Annotated in this window: 3 protein-coding genes and 1 pseudogene; 3 read left to right on the top strand and 1 reads right to left on the bottom strand. The window is 50.6% G+C overall.

Annotation, left to right across the window (positions count from 1 at the left end):
- From L1D47_RS20575 to L1D47_RS20565, 3 genes and pseudogenes are all read left to right on the top strand, one after another.
- Positions 1-502 (top strand): IS4 family transposase (locus L1D47_RS20575; protein ID WP_239886610.1); only part of this gene is annotated, 502 nt, incomplete at its 5' end.
- 18 nt (positions 503-520) lie between these two features.
- Positions 521-1,075: pseudogene (locus L1D47_RS20570) on the top strand (hypothetical protein); the annotation flags it as partial.
- Between the two features lie 164 nt (positions 1,076-1,239).
- On the top strand, positions 1,240-1,473 hold the full coding sequence (locus L1D47_RS20565; protein WP_239886609.1) for a hypothetical protein: 234 nt from the start codon (positions 1,240-1,242) through the stop codon (positions 1,471-1,473).
- Between the two features lie 85 nt (positions 1,474-1,558).
- On the opposite strand, the gene L1D47_RS20560 is transcribed toward L1D47_RS20565, so the two are convergent.
- Positions 1,559-1,755: transposase (locus tag L1D47_RS20560; RefSeq protein ID WP_239886608.1), on the bottom strand; the 197-nt coding region annotated here is incomplete at its 5' end.

Raw genomic sequence — 1,755 nt, 5'->3', positions numbered from 1 at the left:
AGGACGTAAAGGTCAGCGCAGTACGACGACCGACTGTCATCATACCGCCCAATGGACCTATGAGCTGACGGCAAAAGAGCCTTGGGCACTGGTGACCAACCTCACGATGGAAGCCATGCCACCTAAGAAACTGGTTAATCTTTACCAAAAGCGAATGCAGATAGAAGAGACTTTTAGGGACTTAAAAAGTCCGGCTTACGGATTTGGTTTACGCCACAGCCGAACACGTGATGCGGCAAGAATGGATATTCTGCTGATGATAGCCTTGCTGGTGCAATTGGCATTTTGGTGGGTGGGGCTCTTTGGTGAAGCGAAGCAATTGCAACGACATTTCCAGGCCAATACGGTGAAGAAACGTAATGTGCTATCGATAGTGCGGATGGGAAAAGAGCTGATGCGACGACGAGACAGATACCCAATGTCAGCCGATGACCTACTCCATGCTGCCAAGAAGCTGGCTGAATTATCACTCATTTACGGCTGCTGGGGGTATGAATTATGAGGGGATCCTACAGAGTTCAACGTGCGCCAAACCTACACCATGGAGCATGAAGGCGGCTCGACCACGGTTGGCGGTTCTGTGCAGTATGGTCAGATCTATAACAACAAGACGGGCAACAACGGTGACCGTTATGCAGTCGCGCTGCACTTAGACAGCAGCTACAAGGGCTGGAACCTTCAGCTGCAGGCGATGCAGTATGAATATGACGCCGCCGACGCCGTCGATCCAAACAAGATTGGGGTCTCAGTGGTGAGCTGGCAGTATGAGATCGCCAGTAAGGGGCAGGCATATAGCGTGAATATTGCCAAGACCTTCAACACCGACTGGGGTAGCGTGAAGTGCTACAACGACTTCGGTGTGATGACACCTGACGTAGCCGATGACAGCTATGACAACAGCATGCAGAACGTCACCGGCTGTGCCATCGCCGCCGGCCCGACCTACACCATGGTCGACTTCGTGATGGGTAAAAACATGACCTTCTCAACCGCTAACAATGACCATGTGGGGCTTCCAGAGGTTGGCGACGATTGGGAAAAGCGGGTCAACATCAACTTTGGTTACTACTTCTAACCTGGCATAAGTGCCCGGCAGAAACCTGGTCGCTCTCACTGGGTTTCTGCCATTTCCCTTTATTGAGATTAGATGCCGCTCCCCACGCATAACGCATTTTCAATCTGGCCCTATCTGATAGGGCTTTTTTTTAATTTTTCTCTCTATCAATCGACGCCAGGACTATGAAAACATACTTAAGCTGTGCCCTCTTCTGCCTCAGTCTTTCTGCCACTTCGGCTCATGCCACCAGCATCGAACTGGGTGGTTTTCTCAAGGCCAATGCACGCTATGTCGACGGTAACATCGCCTTTCAAGACAGCTGGAGCGGTGGCGGCCGGGTCGTCGACCCGGCTAAGGAAACTGCGAACAAGTCCTGCAATTTAGGTATCGAGCGAGGTTTTGAGCGGCCCGCCTGATTTTTGAACGCTAACTGTTCAATTTTGGCCAACATACTGCCGTTTTAGGCCGAATTTCGACCTAATTCCGCGCTATTCCCGGATTTCAGACAGATCTTGGCTGTCGTCGTAACATCTGGTCTACTTTAAACAGGTTCGCCAAGGTGAATAGCATGGCTAACTGTGAGTCATTTTTCGTCAGCCCTTTATAGCGTGCTTTGATAAAGCCGAACTGACATTTGATGATCCGAAACGGGTGTTCTACCTTCGCCCGAATGCTGGCTTTTAAATACTCGATGTTGA

The sequence above is a fragment of the Shewanella sp. Isolate7 genome (assembly GCF_022398425.1).
GTDB lineage: Bacteria > Pseudomonadota > Gammaproteobacteria > Enterobacterales > Shewanellaceae > Shewanella.
The sequence above is the reverse complement of the archived record's forward strand: the minus strand, read 5'-3'. Positions and strand labels throughout refer to the sequence as shown.